19 protein-coding genes are annotated in these 17,805 nt (G+C 63.8%); 14 read left to right on the top strand and 5 right to left on the bottom strand.

The annotated features are described in order from the left end of the window. The first annotated feature begins 140 nt into the window (after nucleotides 1–140). Genes EPJ54_RS00970 through EPJ54_RS00950 form a run of 5 tightly spaced genes read left to right on the top strand, consistent with a single transcriptional unit; the run spans nucleotide 141 to nucleotide 5,989 of the window. On the top strand, nucleotides 141–404 hold the full coding sequence (locus tag EPJ54_RS00970; protein ID WP_135209806.1) for a DUF2933 domain-containing protein: 264 nt from the start codon (nucleotides 141–143) through the stop codon (nucleotides 402–404). After that, nucleotides 401–1,081 carry a methyltransferase family protein gene (locus tag EPJ54_RS00965; protein ID WP_135209805.1) on the top strand — a complete coding sequence of 227 codons (681 nt, stop codon included), beginning with the start codon at nucleotides 401–403 and terminating at the stop codon, nucleotides 1,079–1,081. The genes EPJ54_RS00970 and EPJ54_RS00965 overlap by 4 nt, the downstream gene beginning before the upstream one ends. After that, on the top strand, nucleotides 1,082–2,179 hold the full coding sequence (locus EPJ54_RS00960; protein WP_135209804.1) for an HlyD family secretion protein: 1,098 nt from the start codon (nucleotides 1,082–1,084) through the stop codon (nucleotides 2,177–2,179). Further along, nucleotides 2,176–4,866, top strand: a complete 2,691-nt coding sequence (gene rbbA, locus EPJ54_RS00955) for a ribosome-associated ATPase/putative transporter RbbA (RefSeq protein WP_135209803.1) — start codon at nucleotides 2,176–2,178, stop codon at nucleotides 4,864–4,866. Before EPJ54_RS00960 ends, rbbA begins: the two co-directional genes overlap by 4 nt. A gap of 1 nt (nucleotide 4,867) precedes the next feature. Then, on the top strand, nucleotides 4,868–5,989 hold the full coding sequence (locus tag EPJ54_RS00950; RefSeq protein ID WP_135209802.1) for an ABC transporter permease: 1,122 nt from the start codon (nucleotides 4,868–4,870) through the stop codon (nucleotides 5,987–5,989). A gap of 10 nt (nucleotides 5,990–5,999) precedes the next feature. On the opposite strand, the gene EPJ54_RS00945 is transcribed toward EPJ54_RS00950, so the two are convergent. Further along, complete coding sequence (locus EPJ54_RS00945) at nucleotides 6,000–6,683, bottom strand: DUF6629 family protein (RefSeq protein WP_135209801.1); 684 nt, start codon at nucleotides 6,681–6,683, stop codon at nucleotides 6,000–6,002. Between the two features lie 151 nt (nucleotides 6,684–6,834). Here EPJ54_RS00945 and EPJ54_RS00940 point away from each other — a divergent pair, with 151 nt between their 5' ends. The 8 genes from EPJ54_RS00940 (at nucleotide 6,835) to EPJ54_RS00905 (ending at nucleotide 12,667) form a co-directional block, all read left to right on the top strand. Beyond that, nucleotides 6,835–7,404: an HdeD family acid-resistance protein gene (locus EPJ54_RS00940; protein WP_167755518.1), complete on the top strand. Its 570-nt coding sequence runs from the start codon at nucleotides 6,835–6,837 to the stop codon at nucleotides 7,402–7,404. Nucleotides 7,405–7,601: 197 nt separating this feature from the next. Further along, complete coding sequence (locus tag EPJ54_RS00935; protein ID WP_135209799.1) at nucleotides 7,602–7,898, top strand: hypothetical protein; 297 nt, start codon at nucleotides 7,602–7,604, stop codon at nucleotides 7,896–7,898. 57 nt (nucleotides 7,899–7,955) lie between these two features. Continuing rightward, nucleotides 7,956–9,221 (top strand): hypothetical protein, encoded by a 1,266-nt coding sequence (locus tag EPJ54_RS00930; protein WP_239590698.1) that lies wholly within the window; start codon nucleotides 7,956–7,958, stop codon nucleotides 9,219–9,221. A gap of 193 nt (nucleotides 9,222–9,414) precedes the next feature. Then, a complete protein-coding gene (locus tag EPJ54_RS00925) occupies nucleotides 9,415–9,732 on the top strand; it encodes a hypothetical protein (protein ID WP_135209798.1) in 318 nt (105 codons plus the stop codon). A gap of 117 nt (nucleotides 9,733–9,849) precedes the next feature. Next, nucleotides 9,850–10,857 (top strand): hydroxyacid dehydrogenase, encoded by a 1,008-nt coding sequence (locus EPJ54_RS00920; protein WP_135209797.1) that lies wholly within the window; start codon nucleotides 9,850–9,852, stop codon nucleotides 10,855–10,857. Between the two features lie 280 nt (nucleotides 10,858–11,137). Then, nucleotides 11,138–11,332 (top strand): DUF2933 domain-containing protein, encoded by a 195-nt coding sequence (locus EPJ54_RS00915; RefSeq protein WP_135209796.1) that lies wholly within the window; start codon nucleotides 11,138–11,140, stop codon nucleotides 11,330–11,332. 67 nt (nucleotides 11,333–11,399) lie between these two features. After that, nucleotides 11,400–12,155, top strand: coding sequence for a Bax inhibitor-1/YccA family protein (locus EPJ54_RS00910; RefSeq protein ID WP_135209795.1), 756 nt, complete (start codon nucleotides 11,400–11,402; stop codon nucleotides 12,153–12,155). Between the two features lie 317 nt (nucleotides 12,156–12,472). Next, on the top strand, nucleotides 12,473–12,667 hold the full coding sequence (locus tag EPJ54_RS00905; protein ID WP_135209794.1) for a hypothetical protein: 195 nt from the start codon (nucleotides 12,473–12,475) through the stop codon (nucleotides 12,665–12,667). Nucleotides 12,668–13,033: 366 nt separating this feature from the next. Here the strand turns inward: EPJ54_RS00905 and EPJ54_RS00900 are convergent, their stop codons facing one another. Further along, nucleotides 13,034–13,285, bottom strand: a complete 252-nt coding sequence (locus tag EPJ54_RS00900; protein WP_135209793.1) for a hypothetical protein — start codon at nucleotides 13,283–13,285, stop codon at nucleotides 13,034–13,036. A gap of 64 nt (nucleotides 13,286–13,349) precedes the next feature. Between EPJ54_RS00900 and EPJ54_RS00895 the strand changes: the two genes are divergently transcribed. Beyond that, nucleotides 13,350–13,997: an exopolysaccharide biosynthesis protein gene (locus tag EPJ54_RS00895; protein ID WP_135209792.1), complete on the top strand. Its 648-nt coding sequence runs from the start codon at nucleotides 13,350–13,352 to the stop codon at nucleotides 13,995–13,997. A gap of 39 nt (nucleotides 13,998–14,036) precedes the next feature. Here EPJ54_RS00895 and EPJ54_RS00890 read toward each other — a convergent pair whose 3' ends face one another. Genes EPJ54_RS00890 through EPJ54_RS00880 form a run of 3 tightly spaced genes read right to left on the bottom strand, consistent with a single transcriptional unit; the run spans nucleotide 14,037 to nucleotide 17,796 of the window. Next, a complete protein-coding gene (locus EPJ54_RS00890) occupies nucleotides 14,037–14,903 on the bottom strand; it encodes a ribose-phosphate pyrophosphokinase (RefSeq protein WP_135209791.1) in 867 nt (288 codons plus the stop codon). Nucleotides 14,904–14,905: 2 nt separating this feature from the next. After that, nucleotides 14,906–16,435 (bottom strand): thymidine phosphorylase family protein, encoded by a 1,530-nt coding sequence (locus EPJ54_RS00885; RefSeq protein WP_135209790.1) that lies wholly within the window; start codon nucleotides 16,433–16,435, stop codon nucleotides 14,906–14,908. Next, on the bottom strand, nucleotides 16,432–17,796 hold the full coding sequence (locus tag EPJ54_RS00880) for an MBL fold metallo-hydrolase RNA specificity domain-containing protein (RefSeq protein ID WP_135209789.1): 1,365 nt from the start codon (nucleotides 17,794–17,796) through the stop codon (nucleotides 16,432–16,434). Before EPJ54_RS00880 ends, EPJ54_RS00885 begins: the two co-directional genes overlap by 4 nt. Between the last annotated feature and the right edge of the window lie 9 nt (nucleotides 17,797–17,805).

The following is a 17,805-nucleotide window of genomic DNA, read 5'->3' as shown; positions in this document are numbered from 1 at the left end:
TTGAACCCGGTTCCAGGGAACGCGGTTCAGCGTGCGTATAAGATTGCGAGCGCGACAAACTGGGGCACCGATCTTCCGCCTTCCCCGCCTGTCGACCCGGCTTGGCGCGCTCACCCAGATCGCCGCCGAAGGATCAGAGCATGAGCCTGCACGCCCATCATGAACCCGCTTCGCCCGCCCCGCCCGGCGGCCAGCGCCCGCGCACGCCTTGGCTTGTGCGCCTTCTGATGTTCGCCGTACTCGGCGTAGGCGCCTACTACATCATTGCCGAACACGGCGCGCACCTTTTGGCGGCATGGCCGCTGCTTATCCTGCTTGCCTGCCCTTTGATGCACATCTTCATGCATGGCGGCCATGGCGGGCACAATCAAACACAACAGCGCAGCGAGGGGGGTAGCCAATGACTGAGCATGCCGCCTTCTCGGGCTATGGGTTATGGCTTTTGGCCTTCGTCAATTCCGTCTTCTTCATCGTGTTTGCGCTGAGTTTTGCTAAACCGCAAACGGCGCGCGATTGGCGCAGCCTTGGCGCCTTTTCCGCCTTCATCGTCGCGCTCTTCACCGAGATGTACGGCTTTCCGCTGACGCTCTATTTGCTTGCGCCTTGGCTGCAGAGCTTTGCGCCAGGCGCCGACATCTTGACGCACAATGCTGGGCACTTCTGGCCTACACTCTTGGGCTGGCGCGGCGATCCGCACTTCACCCCGATCCACTGGCTGAGCGACGGCCTCATTGTCGCGGGGCTCTGGCTTCTGGTGGAATCCTGGACCGTACTGCATCGGGCGCAAGCCGCCGGCGCCCTCGCCGTCGAGGGCCCCTACAAGGCGATCCGGCACCCGCAATATCTCGCCTTCATCCTGGTGATGATCGGGTTTCTGGTGCAATGGCCGACAATCTTGACCGCGCTCATGTTTCCAGTGCTGGTGTTCATGTACCTACGGCTGGCCAAGAGCGAGGAGCGCGAAGCGGAAGCGCAGTTCGGCGATCAGTGGCGCGCCTACGCGGCGCGCACGCCGGGTTTTCTGCCTCGCTTCCTCGGCGGACGCGTAACGCCGCCAGGTAATGTCGCCTCCGCGTCATAGATGCGCGCTCGAACTGGGGAGGCGGCAATCGCGATCTTTGAGACCATCAAGCGCCAGCTTGACGCCCTACTGGCAAAGACGCCGCTGCGTCCCGCCCAGCGCTGGCCGGCGGCGATCGGGGCGTTCATTGTCCTCATCGGCGCGACGCTCGGCTCGTACGTATGGCTAGCCTCGCCGTCAGATCCGCCCCCGGGCTTTGCTAAGGCGAACGGCCGGCTCGAGGCGCGCCAGATCGATATCATCGCCCGCTATCCGGGACGCCTGCTCGAAATCGCGGTGCAGGAAGGCGACGCGGTGGCCGCGGGCGAAGTGATCGCGCGTCTCGACACGCGCGAACTTGAGGCCGCTTTACGCGCCGCGGAGGCGCGCATTCAGCGGGCGCGCCAACAGCGCGCCATGAGCGAGGCGTCAATCGCCCAGCAAGGCAGCGCGCTTAGGCTTGCCACGCTTGAGTTCGGCCGCGCCGAGACGTTGCATCACCGCGGCTTTGCCCCCGAACAATTCTTGGATCAGCGGCGCGCCTCACAACAAACCGCGGCGGCTGGATTGCGCGCCGCGCAAAGCGCGCGCTCAGCCGCCGACGCCGATATCGCCGCCGCACAGGCCGAGGCCGATCGGATCAACGAGCAAATCGGCGAGGCGACATTGGTTGCGCCGCGCCCGGGGCGCATCCTCTATCGCTTGGCCGAACCTGGCGAACTCATAAATGCGGGCGGGCCGATCGCTACCTTGCTTGACACCTCCGACATCTACATGACCGTGTTTTTGCCCACGCGCGAAGCCGGCGCGATCGCCATGGGCGCCCCTGCCCGGATCGTGCTCGACGCCGACGCGAGCGCGCCCTTGCCGGCGCGGGTCTCGTTTATTTCGCCCGAAGCCCAATTCACGCCGCGCCAAGTGGAGACACGCGGCGAGCGCGACAATCTCATGTACCGCGTGCGCGTACGCATCCCCGAAGCGCTAGCGCTGAGCCGCACTGAACGGCTCAATGTCGGCGTCACCGGCGTGGCCTACATTCAAATGCGCCCGAACGCGCAATGGCCAGCGCGACTCGAATCCGAGTTGACGCGCCGCCTTCGGGATGCGCCGCGACCATGAGCGAGGCGCCGCCATGGGCCGCGCGGCTCACCGGCGTTCGTCACGCCTACGGAAACACTCCTGCTCTCGATGATGTCAGCCTTGCAGTCGCCGCCGGCGAGGCGCTGGTCGTTATCGGTCCAGACGGGGTCGGCAAGTCGACCTTGCTCGCTTTGATCGCCGGCGCCAAACGCATCCAACACGGCGCGGTGGAAACGCTCGGGCGCGACCTCTCGCAAGAACGCGCGCGCGCCGCCGTGCAGCCGCGCATTGCCTTCATGCCGCAAGGGCTTGGCCGCAATCTCTACGCTTCGCTCAGCGTCCGCGAGAACATCGACTATTTCGCAGCCCTGTTTGGCGGTGCGCCAAGCGCGCGCGTCGAGGCGCTGATGGACGCCTTGGGGCTTGCGCCGTTTGCGGCGCGCGCAGCGGGAAAACTCTCCGGCGGCATGAAGCAAAAGCTCGGGCTCTGTTGCGCGCTGGTGCATGACCCCGACATTCTCATCTTGGACGAACCGACCACGGGCGTTGACCCGCTGTCACGCCGTCAATTCTGGGATCTTGTCAGCGCCATTCGCGCCGCGCGTCCGGCGATGGCGCTGATTGTCGCCACCTCCTATCTCGATGAAGCAGAACGTTTCGGCCGTGTGGTCTTGATGCAGGCGGGCGCCATCATCGCCGATGGCGCGCCCATGGCGCTCAAAGCCGAACATGGCGCGGTCTCGATGGAAGCGCTGTTCATGCGTTTGACCGGCGCTGAGCTTGCCGCTCGCATTGCACGCAACGCGCCCGCTGCCGACGCGCCCATCGCTGTGGAGGCGCACGGGCTCACGCGCCGCTTTGGCGCGTTCGTGGCTGTAGACCAAGTGGAGTTCAGCGTTCGGCGCGGCGAAATCTACGGTTTCTTGGGCTCGAACGGGTGCGGCAAGACCACGACGATGAAGATGCTGACCGGGCTTTTGCCCGCGAGCGAAGGCGAAGCCCGGATGCTCGGGCGCCCCGTCGATGCACGCGATCTGGCAACACGCCGGCGCGTTGGCTACATGTCGCAGGGCTTTTCGCTCTACGGCGAATTGACCGTGCAGCAGAACCTCGATCTTCACGCCAAGCTCTTCGGCCTGGAAGACGATAAGGGCGCACTGCGCATTGCCGCGCTCAAGGAGCAATTCGGTCTCAACCCCCATGCAAGCGCCATTGCAGGCGCACTGCCGCTCGGCGTGCGCCAACGTCTGTCGCTCGCGATCGCGATTTTGCACGAGCCGGAAGTGCTTATCCTCGACGAGCCGACCTCCGGTGTCGATCCGGCCGCGCGCGAGGCGTTCTGGCGAGAAATAGAGAGGCTCGCCCGCGACAAAGAAGTCACGATCTTTATCTCGACGCATTTCATGAGCGAAGCCGAACGGTGCGACCGCGTCGCCTTCATGCATGCGGGCCGGGTCATCGCCGAAGGCGCGCCCGACGCATTGCGGCAAAGCCAGAACGCGGCGACGTTGGAAGACGCTTTCGTCCGCTACATGCAGATCGGCGGCGCCGGCGAGCCGCCGGCGCACGCCCTTTCTGCGCTCATCACCGGGGTCAGCGACAAACCGGCAAAGCAAATGCCGCGCCTCTTGGCCGTGGCGCGGCGCGAAATTCTCGAAATGCTGCGCGAACCGGTGCGCTTTGCGATGGCGCTCGCTGGCACGCTCGTCTTGGCCTTGGCCTTCGGTTATGGCATTTCCTTCAACGTTGAGGACGTTTCGCTTGCGGTCATTGACCGCGACCGCACCCCAGCGAGCCGCGCCTACGTTGAGGAATTTGCCTCCTCGCCTTATTTTGAACTGAGAGCAGCGCTCAACGACGACCGCGCCGTCGAACAGGCGTTGCGCAGCAACAGGGCGACGCTCGTTCTCGACATTCCCCCGGGCTTTGGGCGCGCACTTGCCTCCGGACGGGCGCCCCCGATTGGCGCCTGGGTCGATGGCGCCATGCCGTTTCGGGCCGAGACTGTGTCCGGCTATGCGCTCGCCCTGCATCAGCGCGCCATCGCGGCGGCCGCGGGCGGCAGAGCGCCTCTCCCCGCCGCCTATGAGCTGGAGCCGCGCTTTCTCTACAATCAGGCGTTCCGCAGCTTCAACGCCGTCGTGCCGATTATGATCGGCATTCTGCTCGCGATGATCCCGTCCATCCTCACTTCACTCGCCGTGGTGCGCGAAAAGGAGTTGGGATCGATCACCAACTTCTACGTGACGCCAATCTCGCGCACCGAGTTTCTGCTCGGCAAGCAATTGCCCTATATCGCGCTGGGCTTCGTCAACTTCTTGTTGCTCGTCGCGCTCGCGATCGTGCTCTTCGGCCTCAGCATCAAGGGCAGTCTGATCGCGCTATTGCTCGCCGGCCTTCTCTACGTGGCCGCCACCAGCGCCGTCGGCTTTGTCTCCTCGGCGCTGACCCGCTCGCAGACTGCGGCCGTATTCGGCACCGCCATCGTCATCATGGTGCCGGCGGTCGAATTCTCAGGGCTGATGCAGCCGCTCGCCAGTCTAGAGCCGGTGGATCGGGCCATAGGCGCGCTTTTTCCGACCTCGCACTTTAACCAGATCAGCACCGGCGTTTTCGCCAAGGGCCGCGGCTTTTTCGATCTCGCGAGCGAGCTCGCGGTGCTCGCACTCTTCTGGCTCGTTTTGTTGGCGATTTCCATTGCGCTTCTACGCAAGCAGGAGCGCTGAGATGAATTGGCGCATCGTCCTTGCTCTGGCGCTGAAGGAATTGCGCAGTCTCGCCCGCGACCGTTTCCTGCTCGGGTTTGTCATCTACGCCTTCACCGCTTCGATTTATGTGCAAGCCACCGGGAATGCGCAGGATATCCGCAACGCCAGCATCGTCATCGCCGATGAAGACGGCTCCGAATTGTCGCGCCGCATCGCGGGCATGTTGCCTCAGCAGCACTTTCGCCAACCCGTCATGGTCACGCCCGGCGAACTCAGCGGTCTGCTTGAATCCGGCGAGGCGACATTTGCGCTCGATATCCCGCCCCGGTTCGAGGCCGAATTGCTCGCCGGGCGAAGCCCCAGCATCCAACTCCTGATCGACGCCACCGCCATTTCGCAGGCGGGCCTCGGCGCCTCTCATATCGCCGCCAGCCTCAACCAGGAGGTCGCCGACTTCTTGCGCGCGCGCGCGCGCCCGCCGCCCCGCGCCCCGCCTTTTGAATTGCGCGCCGCCTTCAATCAGGGGCTGGTCAGCACCTGGTTCACCGGCGTGGTCGAACTCCTCGACACCACGACAATGCTTGCCATCCTGCTCGCCGGCGCGGCCATTGTGCGCGAGCGCGAGCACGGCACGCTTGAGCACTTGCTGGCCATGCCGGTGCGCCCCGTTGAGATCATGACGGCCAAGACCCTTGCCAACGGCGCCGTTATTTTAGCGCTCGCGGGACTTGCACTCGTATTCGTCGTTGAAGGCCTGCTCGGCCTTGAACCGGCAGGCTCGGTACCGCTCTTTCTCTTGGGCGTTGCAAGCTATCTTTTCTTTGCCGGCAGCTTCGGCATTTTCCTCGGCACAATTTCGCGCTCCATGCCGCAATTAGCGCTGATCTTCATATTGGTGGTGTTGCCGATGAACCTCTTGTCGGGCGGCAACACCCCACTTGAAAGCATGCCTACCTGGCTCCAGACGGTGATGCAGGCCTCGCCATCGACGCACTATGTCGCCATGACGCAGGCAATCCTGATACGCGGCGCTGATCTTTCGATCGTGTGGCCCCACTTTGCGGGCACGCTCGGCATTGGCGCGCTTTTCTTCGCCTTCAGTCTCTTCCGCTTCCGCCGCTTCCTCGCCTCCCAAGGGTAATCGCAGGCGCCTATGCCGGCGCAACCACACGCGGGGGCGTATCGGCGCCTTTGCGGAAGATCATCCACACCAGATAAGACGACATGATCGCCCCGCCCATGCAGAAGACGGAAATGTAGGCGTAGGAGAAGAAGAAGTAGGTGATGGCAAGCACAAGCGTCACCAGGGCGCCGAAGACACGCGCCGCGCGGTCGCTCGAGACAATGAGCGGCATGATGATGAACACGAGATAGAGCAGATAGGTTGCTTCGCGCGTCATCAGCGCGTCGAGTAATTGGGTGTCGCCATAGCTGATGGCGTTCGCGAGGAAGGTCGTCGTCAGCCAGCCCTCATGGGTAAAGTACGGGATATATTGCACCCCACCTAGCATCGCGCCGCCGACGGCGAAGGCGATGTAGAGCGGCCTCCGGCGCGGGGGTTCTAGGAAATAGACCGAGACCGGCACCCAGACCGGCCAAGCAATCCAGGAAAAGAACATGTAGGCGAGCGAGAAACGCTCGACCCAAGCCGCGTCGGGGCCGCCGCCGGCGACCCAAACCATGCCCTCCATCGCCTGCTGAAGTCCAAACAACAATGGAAGCGCACAGATCGGCGCATATTTGGGCGCGACCTTTGCCGCTCGAACCACTGCGAGCCCGCCCAGCGGAATCAACAGGGCGGCGGCGGTGAAACTTGCTTCGGCTGAAAAGCACATGATGTTCTACCTCGCCAGCATCGAAGCCGCGCGTGCGTTCTTGTCAAGGCGCGGCGCCAAATGCGCGCGGCGGCGCCCACTTCGTGCAAATTTTTCGAGGGGCGAAGGCGGCGCGTGCGTATTAGCTTTTAGACCTCACGCGAGAGCCGCCATGAGCGATACCGCAGCCCCACCCGTCCAAGCGCCTCAAGCTTCACCGCGCCCTGGCGGCCGGCTCATCTTTATGGTCGTCGGCGCATTGATGATCGCCTTCGGTGTCGCCGCCGCCTTCGCGCCAATGCTCGCCACATTCGCCGCGAGCGTATGGTTCGGCGCGGCGATGCTGGCGGCCGGCGTCTCCGGCCTGGCGCTTTTAATCGTCGATTGGCGCGCCAAGGGCTTTGCGTGGCGCTTGCTTTGGTCGGTGGTCGCGATCCTCGGCGGAATCTGTTTGCTTCTACATCCCTGGCCGGGGGCGCTCGCACTCACCGTGATACTTGGCGCGGCCCTTATCGCACAGGGAGCGATCGCGATTGGACACGCCTTGGCGCATCGCACGCACACATCGTGTCCGTGGGGGCGCATGGCCTTGGGCGGCGTACTCGCGATCGTTCTGGGCGGCTTGCTCATTTGGGCGCTGCCGCACTCAGGCATGATCGCGCCTGGCGTCTTCTTGGCGATCAACCTTATCAGCTTTGGACTTTCTCTCTTTGCAGCGGCGCCCGCGCGTCCGGCGCCATGAGGCTCGATCAAGCCCCGCGCAACTGCGTGCGCCGCCGGTTCATCGCAGCGTTCGTGCTGATGGCTCTTACGGCCTGCGCGCCCGCGCCGCGGCATGAGACCATGTTCGTCCAGACCGCTGATGGGGTCACGGCATATCTGGGGGTTGCCCCCAGCGCGCTGATCGCAACGCACGCGCCAAGTCACGCGGAGCGGCGCATGCATGCGGGCAAGGGCGGCGGCAACGCACATGTCATGATCGCGCTGTTTGACGCAAACACCGGCGCACGCATCGAAGATGCGGCGGTCGACGCGACTTTGCGCGGCGAACGCCACCGCGGTGCGCGCCGGTTGCGGCTTGAGCCCATGCACATTGAAGGCGCCCTCGCCTATGGCGGCTTCACGACACTTGCGCGCGACCGCTATCATTTGAGCATCGAGGCGCGCCGTCCCGATCAGCCAGTGGCGCGCCTGAACTTTGTCTATGACGCCGCGGCGCTGCCCTTGCCCGACTGATGCACAAGAACTTGCCGCGGGCGAGCAGGTGAGGAACACGCGCAAAGAGGAGCGACCGTGACGCGGATCTGCGAAGAAGAGAGTGCGCTGGGCGAGACCGCGCATGCCCTCAACCGGTCATGCCTCTGCCAAACGCTTGACGAGACCGCGCTTAGATCGGCGCTAGAGCGCGAGCTTGATGGCGACGCTCTGCTGGGCGATCGCCCCCACCTCTTCTCCAACGTCGCGGTGTTTGTCTCGCGTTCCGAAATCGAGACCATGGGCGAGGTCGTCGCCGCGATCGAAAGTTTGACGCGCCGCCCCGCCTATATCGCCGCGGCTCTGGCCTGGGCGCCTCCTATAGCGCGCCACGATTACGGGCCCCGCGGGGTGCTTATGGGCTATGACTTCCATCTCGGTGCGACGGGGCCCGCACTGATCGAGGTCAACACCAATGCGGGCGGCGCTTTTCTGAACGCGGCGCTGGCGCGCGCGCAGCGTGTCTGTTGTGAGGAAGCGCGAATCGCGCCGGCGCCGGCCGAACAATTCGAGGATACGTTCCTTGCCATGATCGAGGCGGAATGGCGCGCGCAGGGACGCGCGGGCAGCCCTGCTTCTATCGCGATCGTTGACGATGATCCAAGCGCGCAATTCCTTTACCCGGAATTCCTGCTCGCAGCGCGCGCGCTCGAACGCCATGGCGTCGAATGTATCGTGGCTGATGCGCGTGACCTTAAGTTCTCCGACGGGCGTCTCCGCGTCGACGGCCAAGTGATCGATCTTGTTTACAACCGGCTGGTCGATTTTTCTTTGTCGGAAGCCGTGCATGCGCCGTTGCGCGCCGCCTATGAATCGGGCGCGGCCGTGGTGACGCCCAATCCGCACGCGCATGCGCTCTTCGCCGACAAGCGCAATCTCACGCTGATGAGCGATAGCGCTTTGCTCCGCGCGTGGAACGTGCCTGAAGCTGACATCGCAGCGCTCGCGGCGATCCCGGGGACTCGCCGCGTCACGCCCGAAAGCGCGCCGGGGCTCTGGGCCGAGCGCAAGCATTGGTTTTTCAAGCCGGCCCACGGTCATGGCAGCAAGGCGGCTTATCGCGGCGATAAGCTCACGCAGCGCGTCTGGGCCGAGATCATCGCCGGCGACTATGTCGCGCAAACCATTGCCCCGCCGGGAACACGTGCGATTTTGATCGACGGCGCGCGCCAAGACCGCAAAGTCGATGTGCGGCTCTATACCTACGACGCCAAGATCGTGCTGGCGGCTGCCCGTCTCTATCAGGGCCAGACCACTAACTTGCGTACGCCTGGCGGGGGGTTTGCGCCCGTCTTTGTGATCTAGGCCCGCTACAGCCAAAGCGACGAAGACCAAGCCGCAACGCGGGGCCGCGGCCATCTCTGCCCTGCTTCATTTCGCGTCTCTTTGCGGCGAACGATTTCCACCAGGGCGTGAACGGCCCGCCCGCGTATAGCCAAGTGAGTCCGGCGTCCATTTCGGGCAAGGCCTCACCCCGCGGCCGCCAAGGAGGCGCCTCATGATCAAGTATCACCCGCTCCCCTATCTGCCGACGATGTTCGGCGCGTGCATGCTGTTTATGACCATCTATCTCGCATGCCTTGCGATCTGGACCTTCATGCCGGAGCTTCCCACGCACGCACTGCTCTCGACCATCTTCCCCCAATTTGAGCTGCTCACTTTGCCCAGCTTCTTCTACGGGCTCATCGCCAGCGCCCTTTATGGCTGGTTCGTCGCGGTCGTCTTCGTGTTCTTCTATAATCTTTGGGGCGCTATTGCCCGTGTCGTGGTCGGCGGCAAGGACGCGCAGGAGAATGCGAGGGCTGGCGCGCGCTGACACGCCGCGCGAGCGGAGGCTTTGTGCAACGCCAGCTTGCGACGTGCGGTTAGCGGCGGGCGCCGGCCAAATGCAACAGCCGGGCACCTTCCATCCTTCCGGCGCGAAGGGACAAAGATGAAGCTCGCGGTGTTCGAAACTGAGCAGTGGGAACATGACGCATGCCTGCGCCTAAGACCCGCTTATGAAGTGAGTTGCGTGCGAGATGTTCTCGACGAAGCGTCCGCTCGCATCCATGCCAAGGCCGATATCATCTCATCGTTCGTCTATTCGCAGCTCGACGCGCGCGTGCTGGCGCATTTTGCGCAGCTCCGGCTCATCGCCACGCGCTCGACCGGGTATGACCATATCGACCTTGGCTATTGTCAAAGCCGCGGCATCATCGTCTGCAACGTACCAGGCTACGGCGACACGAGCGTGGCCGAACACGTGTTTGCGCTGCTACTAGGACTTGCGCGCAAGATCGCCGGCGCCGCCGAGCGCACCCGGCGCGGCCGCTTCGATCAGGCCGGTCTTCGTGGCTTCGAACTGAAGGGTAGGACAATCGCAGTCATTGGCGCCGGACGCATCGGCCGGCGCGTGATTGAAATCGCGCGGGGCTTTTCCATGGATGTCATCGCGGTCGATGCCCGCCCCGACGAACTGGCGGCACAGCGTCTTGGCTTTCGGTACGCTTCCCTCGATGCGGCGCTTGGCCAAGCCGACATCGTGACCTTGCATGTTCCGGCAACGCCGGAAACGCGACGTCTTATCGCCGAGCGGGAATTTGCGCTGATGAAACCAGGCGCGGTGCTCATCAACACCGCCAGGGGCTCTGTAGTCGATGCGGAGGCGCTGGTGCGCGCGCTCGCCGAGGGGCGCCTCGCGGGCGCTGGCCTCGACGTCATGGCGCAGGAGGCCCAGCTACGCGACGAAGCCCAGATATTTCGCGCTGGCGCCGCGACCAACGCCGACCTTAGAGCCTTCGCCGCTAATCACGCATTGCTGGGTTTTGCCAACGTGTTGGTGACGCCGCACAATGCCTACAATACGACCGAGGCGCTCGCCCGCATCATCGATACGACGCTGGCCAACATCGAGGCGTTTGCGCGAGGAGCGCCGCGGAACGTCGTCGCCGCGCCTTGACCTCAGACCCGACGCTCGCGAACGCTCGCCCGCTTGCACCCGCGTCTTCTCGAACTATCACCTCCCGGAGGGCGCGGCATAGGCGCAACGCCCGTACCGTCCAGATGCGTCCCACCCCGCATGCGACCAGAGCACTCTCGCCGGGAAGAGCTGCGTCCACGCGCGGGTGCAGGCAAGCAGGGCTGATGAAACGCGGACAAGGCTCCAGGGGCGATCCGATCCGCTGCGTATCAAGAAATAAGGAGCGGCAAGTCCCGCCGCTCTCACAATGAGGTCGGTCATGGATTGGCTAGCCAGCAATTGGGCGTGGATTATCCTGATCATCGCCTTTTTCGCCCTTCACCTGTTTGGACATCGCCATGGCGGGCATCGCCACGGCCGTCGCATCACCCAACGCGCCGACGAGACGCCGGACGCGCACGCTGATCACGGCGGCCAACCGACATCGGACGCCGATCGCAGGCGCGGCTGCTAATCAGGCGCCATCGCTCCATTGCAGCGCGTGGCGGTTACGAAGGACGACTAACAGAGGAACAACCCACATGTCGCACTCACACGACGAGCGCTTCCCCGCTGCGCCAGCAGCACGCGCCGACATGTCGATCGATCTTGGGCTTCGCCGCTTTATGCTGGGCGTCTACAATAAGGTGGCGCTCGGACTTACACTGTCGGGGGCGCTTGCTTACACAACAAGCATGATCGCGCCTGTGCGCGATACCTTGTTTCGGGTGACACCCGAAGGCTCTTTCGCCGGCTACACGCCGGTTGGCCTCGCTGTCGTTTTCGCGCCGCTTGTCGTGCTCCTGGGCGCCATGTTCGTCATGCGCCGCCCGAACGCCAGCGGCGCGAGCTTCATATATTGGACGGTCGCGGCTCTCATCGGGGCATCGTTGGGGGTGCTCGGACTTGTGTACACCGGCGCCTCGCTGGTCTCGACTTTCCTGATCACGGCCACGGCGTTCGGCGCCCTTTCGCTGTTCGGCTACACCACGCGGATGGACATGTCGGGCTTCGGGAGCTTCCTGCTTGTCGGCCTCGTTGGACTGATCATCGCAACTTTCGTCCAGATGTTCTGGAATCCGCCCGGCTTTTCGTTCGTCGTCAGCGCTGCAGGCGTCCTCATCTTCGCTGGCCTCATCGCGTATGACACCCAACGGCTCAAGAACGCCTATTATCAGCTTGGCGGCGATGCGGCCGCCTTGGGCGCGGCCACCTCTTACGGCGCGCTTAGCCTCTATCTCGACTTCATCAATCTTTTCCAATTCCTGCTCGCCTTCTTGGGCGAGCGACGGAGCTAACCTCGCTGAACCAATCGATGCACTACAAGCGAGATCGCGGCGCTCGTAGTCCTCTCGCCCGACAACTCGCGCCGAGCCAGGCCTCACCGCACCGGCGAAAGAGAATGGCTAGCGAACGCCCGTCTTCGGTTCAAGCGTCGGCTCCGGGGATCGTCGAGCCTCACGCGTATAGCTTGGTGGGTCCGCGCTTCGTCCCCGGCCGATCAGCGCGTTGTGGGCTCGCCGCCGGGGCTAGGAGTTGACGACAAATGTCATTGCGGGAGCCTCGTCACAACGAACCTCGAAAAGGCGGAGCAGGCTCTCAAACCTCCTGGTTCATGCTCTTTTTTACGTCAGCAGCATTCTGGTTTGTGCGCTATCTCATCGTCGCGCTCTTGATTTTCGCATTGCTCGGCGCGCTTGCTCACTACGCCATCGTCGAACACGGCGTGCATCTGCTGGTGGTGTTGCCGTTGCTGATAGTCGCAGCGCTCCTCTTGGGCGTTTATCCTTTGTGGCGGCGCTCGCGATGATTGCAGTTGCGAGGACGAGCGGTCGCCAAGATCCAACTGCACCGCAGGCTCGCCTGCGCCCGGTCTCATCGGTCTCGCGCGTCACGCGGCGTTCTCCTGCAGCACGCGAAGGATGACGGGCATGACAAATCGCATCACAGATGCGGCGCACGAAGCTCTGGACCAATCCTTCCCTGCCAGCGATCCGCCCGCTTTTTCGCCCAGTCAACAGCGCAACACGAAGCCTCCAAAGAAGCCTACGGCTGCGGCACGAAGCCGTGAGAACCTGTGGGCCACGTTCGACTGCGCCGGGGCCGTTAGGGCGGCGTGCGTATAATCAGGATCAACATCGCGCCAAGGGAGATGACGGGCATGCATATATTGAGTTCAGGAGCGGTGCTGGCTCTGGCGTTTAGCCTCGGCGGCTGCGCCGGCATGGGCCATGGCATGCATGGCGCCCATCACGATGGCATGATGGGCGCCATGTCGGGAGAGCATGGTCAAGCGAACTGTCCAGGCGCTCAGCAAAGCGAACATGCGCCAGCGCCTGCGCCCTCCGGACAAGCACAGGGCGAGCATCAGCACGCCGATCCGGCGCCAGCGGAATGCCCGCCAGTTGCCGCCGACCCGCATCAACATGGCGAGACGCCGCAGCCGAACTGACGCCTGCGGGTGAGCTCCATGCGACAGCGGACGCGTGCTCATGTGCGCTGAGACGACAAGCGGCGTGTGTGCGCCAAGGCTTGCGTGCAGGCCTCACTCATTCTCGCATCTCGTCGAGAGCATCGCAGTGCTTGCCGAGGACGCCAGCATTGGCGAACCGACAAGCGTGAGCGTTGCCGACATAATGGCGGTGATCGGCCGGCGCTCCTATGGCCCATTGCTCCTGGTGCTCGGACTATTTTCCGTCTCTCCGGCCACCATATTGCCAGGCATGACTTCCGCTGCGGCGCTGGTGACGCTGGCGGTGTCTCTACAACTGGCCTTCGGGTCATCGCATCTTTGGCTGCCAGGCATGCTCTTGCGCCTGCGCATCGCTCGATCGTCCATTAAAGCGGCGACCAGTGACGGCTTGCGCAAGTGGGCGCGTCGGCTCGACCGTGTGCTTCAGCCCCGTCTTGTCTTTCTGTCCGAGACGCCGTTTGCGAACGCAGCGGGGCTCTTGTGCGCGCTCGCGGCGATCGCGACCTTTCCGTTGAGCTTAATTCCTTTGGCGCCGCTGATCCCCGGGCTTGCCATCACCGTGTTGGGTCTTGGGCTTTTTGCGCGCGACGGTTTCCTCCTCATTCTGAGTGGCGTCCTCATCGTGGCGGCAATTGGCGCGGCGCTAGCCGCCGCGTTGCCCGTGTGAGTTCGAGACGTTGCGTCCAAGTAAACTGTGAGACGCCGGTCACGCCGGCGCCAGCAGCGCCGCTACGCTAATGGCGTTCGAAGCATGCGGCACGGTGTCTGTCGAAACGACGCGCTCGCACAGGCTCAAGAGCTCGGCGTAGGATTGATCGGCAAAAAGCGCATGCACGGCGACACAAACCGGCTTGGCCATGCCAGCTGCGCTCAACTTGCGCGCAGTCTCGATCATGGTGCGCCCCGAGGAGACGATGTCGTCGACAAGAACCGCCCGCCTGGCGCGTAGAGCGGACAGATCCGGCAGGTCAATGCTCACGTCGCGGTCGCCGCGGCGGGTTTTGTTCGAGACGATGTGCGGCGCGCCTGCCCGCCCGGCGACCGCTGCAACCCATTGCTCGCTTTCCGCATCCGGTCCCACCACGAGGGGGTCGCTCACATTGTCCTTGATCCAGTCGGCAAGGAGCGGCGCTGCATGCTCTACGCGCGTGGCGATAGTGAATATTTCGCCCAAATCGCGGCGGCGATGCAGATGCGGATCGATAGTGATGAGCCCGTCAAACGATCGCGACAAAAGCCGAGCGAAATGCATCGAGGAAATCGCCTCGCCGTCCTTGAACCTCTTGTCCTGGCGCATGTAGGCTAAATAAGGCGCGATGAGATTGACGCGCGCCGCGCCCATCTCGCGCGCAGTTTCGGCGGCGAAGATAAGGCTCAAAAACTGCTCGTCCGGCCGCGCCAGCGTGCAGACAATCTCAACCTCGCGGCCCTCGACCGCCGAGAGAAGCCGGACATAGGCTTCGCCATCGGGAAAGCGGCGCGTCTCGATCGCGCCGAGTTCGGCGCCGGCCGAGAGAGCAAGCGCACGGGCGATGGTCTCGTTTCCGGGCATGGGGAGGTAAAGGCGCGTCACGTTCAAGCCTCGATTTCGAATATGTCTGGGTTGGCCGCCGCATAGGCGAGCGCATAGGCGAGTTGCCCAGGTGCTTGGGCGTGCACGGTCACAAGCGGGGCCCCGGCGACGACGCCATCACCTAACCGCACATGCAACACAATTCCGGCGGCGGGATCGTCGGGCGCGCCCGCGAGCTTAGCGAGGCGGGAGATCTTGCGATTGTTGATGTTGGTGAGAATGCCCGAACGGGCCGCCGCCCATGGGCGCGTGAGCGGCGCGCTCGGAGGCGTGCGCATGCCGCCCTGCGCTTCGCAGATGGCTTGAAACTTCGCCCAAGCGCGCCCGTCGTCGAGCGCAGCGCGCGCCAACTCATACCCTTGTCCGTCAGGCGCCGTTCCTGAAAGCTCAAGCACCGCGCCCGCGATCGCGAGCGCCCGCTCGCGCAAGTCTGTTGGCGCATCGGCAGCGCCGACGAGCACGGCGAGCACGTCCTTGGCTTCGAGCGCCGGCCCGATGCCGCGTCCAACGGGCTGCGCGCCATCGCTCAATACAAAGCGTGTCTTAAGACCAAACGCCTCGGCGACGGCGGTCAGGTGCGCGCTCAGATCGCGCGCCGCCTCCCGCGTGCGGATCTTCGCTGTGAGCCCCACAGGCAGATCGAGCACGACGTGACTGGCGCCCGCGGCGATTTTTTTGGACAGAACCGAGGCGATGAGCTGACCTTCGGTGTCGATATCAAGCGCGCGCTCGATGCGGATGAGCACGTCATCGGCTGGCGAGAGGCGCACGGCGCCGCCCCAGGCGATGCAGCCGCCTTCGGCCTCGACGACGCGGCGCATGGCGGCAAGGTCGAGATCGACGGGCGCCAAGGTCTCCATTGTGTCGGCCGTGCCCGACGGCGAGGTGATCGCGCGCGAAGAGGTCTTGGGCATGAGGAGCCCCAAGCTCGCGACGATAGCGACCACGATTGGTGTGGTGCGATTGCCAGGAAGGCCGCCCACGCAATGTTTGTCGACCACCATCGCCGAAGGCCAGGAGAGACGCTCGCCCACTTCCACCATGGCGCGCGTGAGCGAGGTGATTTCATCGAGATCGAGCGGAAAGGCCGAGCACGCGGCGATAAACGTGGCGAGATGAATGTCGACATAGCGACCACCGGCGATGTCGCCGATGATAGAGCGGAATGCGCGCTGATCGAGGCGGCCGCCATACATGCGCCGTCGCACGTCAGCAAGCGAGTCAAGGGGCGGCGCATGACTGACGGCTATGTGTTCACCATCGGCTACGGCCAGGCGTTTCCACGCCGCCTCGGACAACCCTGCTTCATCGACAGTCAGCCAATCGTTCTCGACCTGGTAGAGCGTTGCGATCACGCGCCGATCACCAGCGGTCAAGAGCACGCGCGCGCGCGCGGACAGCCCTTCGGACTTGCAGACGTGACAATCGGTGCGCATCAGAACGATCGCGTCGTCTTGCGAGAGAAGCTTGAGGCGCTTGGCCACAAGATGCGAAGCGTGTTCGCCCTCCCTGGTCGTTGGCGCGGCGCTCATGCGAGTTCATACCTGCGCTGATCATCGACAACCGCCGCGTCCCAGCCGAGTTCGCGCTCGATGCGCACGCGCAGCGCATCGGAAGCGTCCGGCTCGCCGTGCACTATGAAGGTGCGGCGCGGCGGCTTTTCAAAGCCGCTCAGCCAGCGGATGATCTCGCCGGCGTCGGCGTGGGCTGAGAGTTCAGGCAGGTTGGCGATTTCAGCCCGGATCGGAATCCATTGGCCAAACATCTTGATCTCGTTTTCACCAGCAAGCAGACGGGCGCCTCGCGTGCCGACGGCCTGATAGCCGGCAAACAGGATCGTATTCTTGGCCTCGGGCCCGAACGCCTTGATGTGGTGCAAGACGCGCCCGCCGGTCGCCATGCCGCTGCCTGCAATGACGATCTTGGGCATCGGATTTGACACAATGGCCTTTGAGTCTTCGACATCGCGCACATAGGTGGCGATGGCGCAGGATTGCTCGCAGGTCTCGGCCGAAAAGCGATGGTCGTCTAAATGGCCGCATAGGAGTTCGGTCGCATTGATCGCCATCGGACTGTCGAGAAAGATAGGCACGGACTGGATGCGTCCTGCGCGCTTCAGCATCCACAGGTGATAAAGGAGAACTTGAGTGCGCCCGACGGCGAACGCGGGAATAACGACGGTGCCGCCGCGGCGCACCGTCCGCTCCACGACCGCGCCCAAGGCTTCCATCGGATCGTTTTTGGGATGGATGCGATCGCCATATGTCGATTCAACGACCACATAATCGGCCGCGTTCACCGGCGCGGGATCAGGCATGAACACGTCATCATAACGTCCCAAATCGCCGGAAAATACGATTCCGCGCCCTTGCCAATTGAATTCGACCGTGGCCGCGCCGAGGATGTGGCCTGCACGGCGCAGCTGCATCTTGGCGCCGCCTTCAACGCTTGTTTCCGTCTCGAAGGCGATCGGCTTCAGCTGCTTCAATGCGGCCTCAGCGTCGCGCACGGTGTAAAGTGGAAGCGCGGGCTTATGCTTTGTGTGGCCTCTACGGTTGGCGTATTCGGCATCGTTCTCGGCTATTCTGGCGCTATCCTTCAACAGGATGTCGCAGAGATCGGCCGTCGCGGAGGAGCAATAGACGGGCCCCCTAAAGCCGTCGCGCACGAGCTTCGGGAGATAGCCGCTGTGGTCCAAGTGCGCATGCGTCAGCACCACCGCATCGATCGACTCCGGCGGGATCGCGAGCGGCGCCCAATTGCGCTCGCGCAGGACCTTAAGCCCCTGGAACATGCCGCAATCCACCAGAATGCGCCGGCCGGCCGCCTCCAAGAGGTGCTTTGAACCGGTGACCGTTCCCGCAGCGCCGAGACTCGTTAAAGTCAAACTCATGTCGTTGGC

The sequence above is a fragment of the Vitreimonas flagellata genome (assembly GCF_004634425.1).
In the GTDB taxonomy this organism is placed as follows: Bacteria; Pseudomonadota; Alphaproteobacteria; order Caulobacterales; family Aquidulcibacteraceae; genus Vitreimonas; species Vitreimonas flagellata.
The sequence above is the reverse complement of the archived record's forward strand: the minus strand, read 5'-3'. Positions and strand labels throughout refer to the sequence as shown.

Bases quoted from the DNA above. Each gene is read 5' to 3' on its own strand.
- EPJ54_RS00950 (WP_135209802.1), top strand. From the start codon at position 4,868: ATGAATTGGCGCATCGTCCTTGCTCTGGCGCTGAAGGAATTGCGCAGT.
- EPJ54_RS00905 (WP_135209794.1), top strand. From the start codon at position 12,473: ATGCTCTTTTTTACGTCAGCAGCATTCTGGTTTGTGCGCTATCTCATC.
- EPJ54_RS00915 (WP_135209796.1), top strand. From the start codon at position 11,138: ATGGATTGGCTAGCCAGCAATTGGGCGTGGATTATCCTGATCATCGCC.
- EPJ54_RS00940 (WP_167755518.1), top strand. From the start codon at position 6,835: ATGAGCGATACCGCAGCCCCACCCGTCCAAGCGCCTCAAGCTTCACCG.
- EPJ54_RS00920 (WP_135209797.1), top strand. From the start codon at position 9,850: ATGAAGCTCGCGGTGTTCGAAACTGAGCAGTGGGAACATGACGCATGC.
- EPJ54_RS00895 (WP_135209792.1), top strand. From the start codon at position 13,350: ATGTGCGCTGAGACGACAAGCGGCGTGTGTGCGCCAAGGCTTGCGTGC.
- EPJ54_RS00925 (WP_135209798.1), top strand. From the start codon at position 9,415: ATGATCAAGTATCACCCGCTCCCCTATCTGCCGACGATGTTCGGCGCG.
- EPJ54_RS00910 (WP_135209795.1), top strand. From the start codon at position 11,400: ATGTCGCACTCACACGACGAGCGCTTCCCCGCTGCGCCAGCAGCACGC.
- EPJ54_RS00885 (WP_135209790.1), bottom strand. From the start codon at position 16,435: ATGAGCGCCGCGCCAACGACCAGGGAGGGCGAACACGCTTCGCATCTT.
- EPJ54_RS00945 (WP_135209801.1), bottom strand. From the start codon at position 6,683: ATGTGCTTTTCAGCCGAAGCAAGTTTCACCGCCGCCGCCCTGTTGATT.
- EPJ54_RS00960 (WP_135209804.1), top strand. From the start codon at position 1,082: ATGCGCGCTCGAACTGGGGAGGCGGCAATCGCGATCTTTGAGACCATC.
- EPJ54_RS00900 (WP_135209793.1), bottom strand. From the start codon at position 13,285: ATGTTGATGCGGGTCGGCGGCAACTGGCGGGCATTCCGCTGGCGCCGG.
- EPJ54_RS00880 (WP_135209789.1), bottom strand. From the start codon at position 17,796: ATGAGTTTGACTTTAACGAGTCTCGGCGCTGCGGGAACGGTCACCGGT.
- EPJ54_RS00935 (WP_135209799.1), top strand. From the start codon at position 7,602: ATGCATGCGGGCAAGGGCGGCGGCAACGCACATGTCATGATCGCGCTG.
- rbbA (WP_135209803.1), top strand. From the start codon at position 2,176: ATGAGCGAGGCGCCGCCATGGGCCGCGCGGCTCACCGGCGTTCGTCAC.
- EPJ54_RS00965 (WP_135209805.1), top strand. From the start codon at position 401: ATGACTGAGCATGCCGCCTTCTCGGGCTATGGGTTATGGCTTTTGGCC.
- EPJ54_RS00970 (WP_135209806.1), top strand. From the start codon at position 141: ATGAGCCTGCACGCCCATCATGAACCCGCTTCGCCCGCCCCGCCCGGC.